The organism is Rhizobium sp. TBD182 (genome assembly GCF_001950375.1).
In the GTDB taxonomy this organism is placed as follows: domain Bacteria; phylum Pseudomonadota; class Alphaproteobacteria; order Rhizobiales; family Rhizobiaceae; genus Agrobacterium; species Agrobacterium tumefaciens.
Genome location: NZ_BDLN01000018.1, coordinates 6,133 through 12,383, shown reverse-complemented (window position 1 = coordinate 12,383; position 6,251 = coordinate 6,133). Strand labels below are relative to the sequence as shown.

The following is a 6,251-nucleotide window of genomic DNA, read 5'->3' as shown; positions in this document are numbered from 1 at the left end:
CCAACGGCTTCGCCCATATTGACCGGAGTACCGCGAGCAAGGTCACGACCGTAGCAGACGCCGCAAACGCCGACCTGCACTTCGCAGGTCAGTGCCGAGCGGATACGGACGGACTGGATGCCAGCCTTCTCGATGATTGCAACGTCGGCTTCGTCGATCAACGTTCTGGCCTTGACGATGTTCTCGCCAGTTACCGGATTGTCGATGTCATCAAGAGCCGTACGGCCGAGGATACGTGCGCCGAGCGAGGCAACGACCTGACCGGCATCAACGATGGCGGTCATGGTGAGGCCCTTGTCGGTGCCGCAATCCACGGAGTTGACGATGCAATCCTGTGCCACGTCGACGAGACGGCGGGTAAGGTAACCCGAGTTCGCCGTCTTCAAGGCGGTGTCTGCAAGACCCTTACGGGCACCGTGGGTCGAGTTGAAGTACTCGTTAACGGTCAGGCCTTCCTTGAAGTTCGAGATGATCGGCGTCTCGATGATTTCACCCGAGGGCTTGGCCATCAGGCCGCGCATGCCGCCCAGCTGACGCATCTGGTTCGGTGAACCGCGGGCGCCCGAGTGGCTCATCATGTAGATGGAGTTCATCGGCTTCTGGCGGCCCGTTTCCGGGTCGAATTCCACAGCCTTGATGCGCGCCATCATTTCTTCGGCGACCTTTTCGGTTGCCTTACCCCAGGCGTCGACAACCTTGTTGTACTTTTCGCCCTGGGTGATGAGACCGTCGTTATACTGCTGTTCGTATTCCTTCACCAAGGCTTCGGTGTCACCGACGATCTTAACCTTGCTGTCCGGAATGACCATGTCGTCCTTGCCGAACGAAATACCGGCGCGGCAAGCGTGAGCAAAGCCGAGCTGCATGATCCGGTCGCAGAAGATGACCGTGTCTTTCTGGCCGCAATGACGGTAGACCGTGTCGATCATCTTGGAGATGTTCTTCTTGGTCATCTCCTGGTTGCAGACGTCGAACGGCACGTTGACGTTCTTCGGCAGAAGTTCGCCAATCAGCATACGGCCAGGCGTCGTTTCATGGATCTTGGAAACCGGCTTGCCGTCAGCATCCACGGTCTTGAAACGACCACGGATCTTGGCATGCAACGTCACGACCTTGTTTTCAAGCGCGTGATGCAATTCGCCGATGTCCGAGAAGGCCATGCCTTCGCCGGGCTCATTCTGGTTCATGATCGACAGGTAATACAGGCCGAGAACCATGTCCTGCGAAGGAACGATGATCGGATGGCCGTTTGCCGGATGCAGGATGTTGTTGGTCGACATCATCAGCACGCGGGCTTCAAGCTGGGCTTCAAGCGACAGCGGCACGTGAACGGCCATCTGGTCGCCGTCGAAGTCGGCGTTGAAAGCCGTGCAGACGAGCGGATGCAGCTGAATAGCCTTGCCTTCAACCAGCATGGGTTCGAACGCCTGGATACCCAGACGGTGCAGCGTCGGTGCGCGGTTCAGAAGGACCGGATGCTCGCGGATGACCTCGTCGAGGATATCCCAAACTTCAGGCTTTTCCTTTTCAACCAGCTTCTTGGCCTGCTTGACGGTCGAGGAGTAACCCTTGGCGTCGAGGCGGGCATAGATGAACGGCTTGAACAGCTCGAGCGCCATCTTCTTCGGCAGGCCGCACTGGTGCAGCTTCAGTTCCGGACCGGTCACGATGACCGAACGGCCTGAATAGTCGACGCGCTTTCCGAGAAGGTTCTGGCGGAAGCGGCCCTGCTTGCCCTTGAGCATGTCGGACAGCGACTTCAGCGGACGCTTGTTCGCACCCGTGATGACGCGACCGCGACGGCCGTTATCGAACAGCGCATCGACGGATTCCTGCAACATACGCTTTTCGTTGCGGATGATGATACCAGGCGCGCGAAGCTCGATCAGGCGCTTCAGACGGTTGTTACGGTTGATGACGCGGCGATAGAGATCGTTGAGGTCGGACGTCGCGAAATGGCCACCATCCAGCGGAACCAGCGGACGAAGGTCCGGCGGAATAACCGGAACGACCTTCATGATCATCCATTCCGGACGATTGCCGGATTCCATGAAGTTCTCAACGATCTTGAGACGCTTCATGAACTTCTTCTGCTTGAGATCCGAGGTGGTCTCGGCAAGCTCGGCACGCAGGTCGCCGGCGATCTTTTCGAGGTTCATCGAAGCCAGCATCTCGTAGATGGCTTCAGCGCCGATCATGGCGGTGAACTGGTCTTCGCCAAACTCGTCAACGGCGATCATGTACTCTTCCTCGGACAGAAGCTGGTTCTGCTTCATCGAGGTGAGGCCGGGTTCGGTGACGATGTAGTTCTCGAAATAGAGAACGCGTTCGACATCCTTCAGCGTCATGTCGAGCAAGGTCGAGATACGCGAGGGAAGCGACTTTAGGAACCAGATATGGGCAACGGGCGCTGCGAGCTCGATATGGCCCATGCGCTCACGGCGAACGCGCGACAGCGTAACTTCAACGCCGCACTTTTCGCAGATGATGCCCTTGTACTTCATGCGCTTGTACTTGCCGCACAGGCATTCGTAATCCTTGATAGGTCCGAAAATGCGCGCGCAGAAGAGACCATCGCGTTCCGGCTTGAACGTACGATAGTTGATGGTTTCCGGCTTCTTGATCTCGCCGTAGGACCACGACAGGATTTTTTCCGGCGAAGCGATCGAAATCCGGATGGAATCGAAATGCTGCGCAGGCACCTGAGGATTGAAAAGATTCATGACCTCTTGGTTCATGCCTTGTCTCCTTGAGAGGCTAGCTGCTGCCCCTGTTTGCATCTGGACCGGCTTCTTCCCGGGTCACCGTCCAGAGCTTTAAATACGGATTAACCGCACAATGCGGCGAAAGTGTCCCGCGGCAACCATTGGTCGCCGGGGAAACGGCAGGCGCCAACACGGCGCCCGCCTCTCTCATCTTTATTCCGCTGCGTCGGGCAGCTGATCCTCGGGCTGGGTCTCGACCTTCGAGTTCTCCAGTTCGACCGAAAGACCGAGCGACCGCATTTCCTTGACGAGAACGTTGAAGCTCTCGGGGATACCGGCCTCGAAGGTATCGTCGCCACGGACGATCGCCTCGTAGACCTTGGTGCGGCCCGCCACGTCGTCCGACTTGACGGTGAGCATTTCCTGCAGCGTGTAAGCCGCGCCGTATGCTTCCAGAGCCCAGACTTCCATTTCCCCGAAGCGCTGTCCGCCGAACTGCGCCTTGCCGCCCAGCGGCTGCTGGGTAACGAGCGAGTAAGGACCGATCGAGCGAGCGTGGATCTTGTCGTCAACAAGGTGGTTCAGCTTGATCATGTACATGTAGCCGACGGTGACCTTGCGGTCGAACGGCTCGCCGGTACGACCGTCATAAAGAACGGACTGACCGGATTCATGCAGACCTGCCTTCTTCAGCATCGCGGCAACGTCGGGTTCATGCGCACCGTCGAAGACCGGGGTCGCGATGGAAACACCGCGCTTGGCTTCTTCGGCAAGCTTGACCAGCGATTCGTCGTCGAAGCGCTTCACCTCGTCATGCGATTCACTCGCATAGATTTCGGTAAGCTCCGTGCGAAGCTCGCTGATGTCCATCGTCTTGCGATACTCTTCGAGCATCTCGCCGATCTTCTTGCCCATACCGGCGCATGCCCATGCGAGGTGGGTTTCGAGGATCTGGCCGACGTTCATGCGCGAAGGCACGCCGAGCGGGTTCAAGCAGATGTCGACATGCGTGCCGTCTTCGAGGAACGGCATGTCCTCGACAGGAACGATACGCGAGACGACGCCCTTGTTACCGTGACGGCCGGCCATCTTGTCGCCCGGCTGGATCTTGCGCTTCACAGCGACGAAGACCTTGACCATCTTCATGACGCCAGGAGGCATTTCATCGCCGCGCTGGACCTTCTCGACCTTGTCCATGAAGCGCTGTTCAAGGCGCGACTTGGATTCGTCGTACTGGCCGCGAAGTGCTTCCAGTTCGGACTGGGCCTTCTCGTCTTCGACTGCAAACATCCACCACTGCGAGCGGGGATATTCGGAGACGACGGCGTTGGAAAGCTCGACGCCCTTCTTGAAGCCCTTCGGACCGGCGATGGAAACGTGACCACGCAGCATGTCGATCAGGCGGCCGTAGACGTTACGGTCGAGAATTGCCTGTTCGTCGTCGCGGTCCTTTGCCAGACGTTCGATCTCTTCGCGCTCGATTGCCATCGCGCGCTCATCCTTCTCCACACCGTGACGGTTGAAGACGCGGACTTCCACAACGGTACCAAACGTGCCCGGAGGCATGCGCATGGAGGTGTCGCGAACGTCGGAAGCCTTTTCACCGAAGATGGCGCGCAGAAGCTTTTCTTCCGGCGTCATCGGGCTTTCGCCCTTCGGCGTGATCTTGCCGACGAGGATATCGCCCGGCTGAACTTCCGCACCGATGTAAACGATACCGGCTTCGTCGAGGTTCTTCAGCGCTTCTTCCGAAACGTTCGGAATGTCACGCGTGATTTCTTCCGGACCAAGCTTCGTGTCACGCGCCATCACTTTGAATTCTTCGATGTGGATGGAGGTGAACACGTCGTCGGAAACGATACGTTCCGACATCAGGATCGAGTCTTCGTAGTTGTAGCCGTTCCAGGGCATGAACGCGACGAGCGCGTTACGGCCGAGCGCCAGATCGCCGAGGTCGGTCGACGGACCATCAGCGATGATGTCACCCTTGGAGATGATGTCACCGACAGCGACCAGCGGACGCTGGTTGACGCAGGTGTTCTGGTTCGAACGCTGGAACTTCTGCAGACGGTAGATATCGACGCCCGACTTGCCGGCATCGAGTTCTTCCGTAGCGCGGATAACGATACGGGTCGCATCCACCTGGTCGACGACACCGCCGCGGCGAGCCGCGATGGCAGCGCCGGAGTCACGGGCGACGATCGGTTCCATGCCTGTGCCGACGAACGGCGCTTCCGCCCGCAGAAGCGGAACGGCCTGACGCTGCATGTTCGAGCCCATGAGAGCGCGGTTGGCGTCGTCGTTTTCCAGGAACGGAATGAGAGCCGCTGCGACCGAAACGAGCTGCTTCGGCGAAACGTCCATCAGGTTAATGTTGTCGCGCGGTGCGAGCATAACTTCGCCCGAGTGACGGCAAACAACGAACTCTTCAGTGAAGGCGCCTTCGCCATCGAGCTCGGCATTGGCCTGTGCGACGTAGTACTTGGCCTCTTCCATAGCGGAGAGGTAGATAACGTCGGTCGTCACCTTGCCGTCGATGATCTTGCGGTACGGGCTTTCGATGAAGCCGTACTTGTTGACGCGGGCAAAGGTGGCAAGCGAGTTGATCAGACCGATGTTCGGGCCTTCCGGCGTTTCGATCGGGCAAATACGGCCGTAGTGGGTCGGATGAACGTCGCGGACTTCGAAGCCGGCGCGCTCACGGGTCAGACCACCCGGTCCAAGAGCCGAAAGACGGCGCTTGTGGGTGATTTCCGAAAGCGGGTTCACCTGGACCATGAACTGCGAAAGCTGCGAGGAACCGAAGAATTCGCGAACGGCGGCAGCTGCCGGCTTCGCATTGATCAGGTCCTGCGGCATCACGGTGTCGATTTCGATCGAGGACATACGTTCCTTGATCGCACGTTCCATGCGCAGAAGGCCGAGGCGGTACTGGTTTTCCATCAGCTCGCCGACCGAACGCACACGGCGGTTGCCGAGGTTGTCGATGTCGTCGATTTCGCCCTTGCCGTCGCGCAGTTCGACCAGCATCTTGACGACAGCGAGGATGTCTTCCTTGCGCAGCGTGCGCACGGTGTCTTCCGCGTCGAGGTCGAGACGCATGTTCATCTTCACGCGGCCAACAGCCGAGAGATCATAACGTTCTGCATCGAAGAACAGCGAGTTGAACATCGCTTCTGCCGAATCCATGGTCGGCGGCTCACCCGGACGCATGACGCGGTAGATATCGAACAGCGCTTCCTGGCGGTTCTGGTTCTTGTCCGCATGCAGCGTGTTGCGGATATAGGCGCCAACATTGACGTGGTCGATGTTGAGGACCGGAATCTCGTCAAAGCCGGACTGAAGAATGAGGCCAAGCGTCTTTTCGTCGATTTCGTCGCCGGCTTCGAGATAGATCTCACCCGTCGAGTAGTTGACGATGTCTTCGGCAAGGAAGTTGCCGTAGAGGTCTTCGTCAGTCGCCTTAAGTGCCTTCAGGCCCTTGTCGACGAGCTGGCGGATAAGACGCGGAGTGAGCTTCTTGCCACCTTCGACAACGACTTCGCC

At 58.5% G+C, this 6,251-nt stretch carries 2 protein-coding genes; both read right to left on the bottom strand.

The window, feature by feature from the left end:
- A partial coding sequence (rpoC, locus tag T18_RS25765) for a DNA-directed RNA polymerase subunit beta' (protein ID WP_323455284.1) occupies window positions 1-2,738 on the bottom strand: 2,738 nt, incomplete at its 3' end.
- Between the two features lie 180 nt (window positions 2,739-2,918).
- Window positions 2,919-6,251 (bottom strand): DNA-directed RNA polymerase subunit beta (gene rpoB / locus T18_RS25760; protein WP_323455283.1); only part of this gene is annotated, 3,333 nt, incomplete at its 5' end.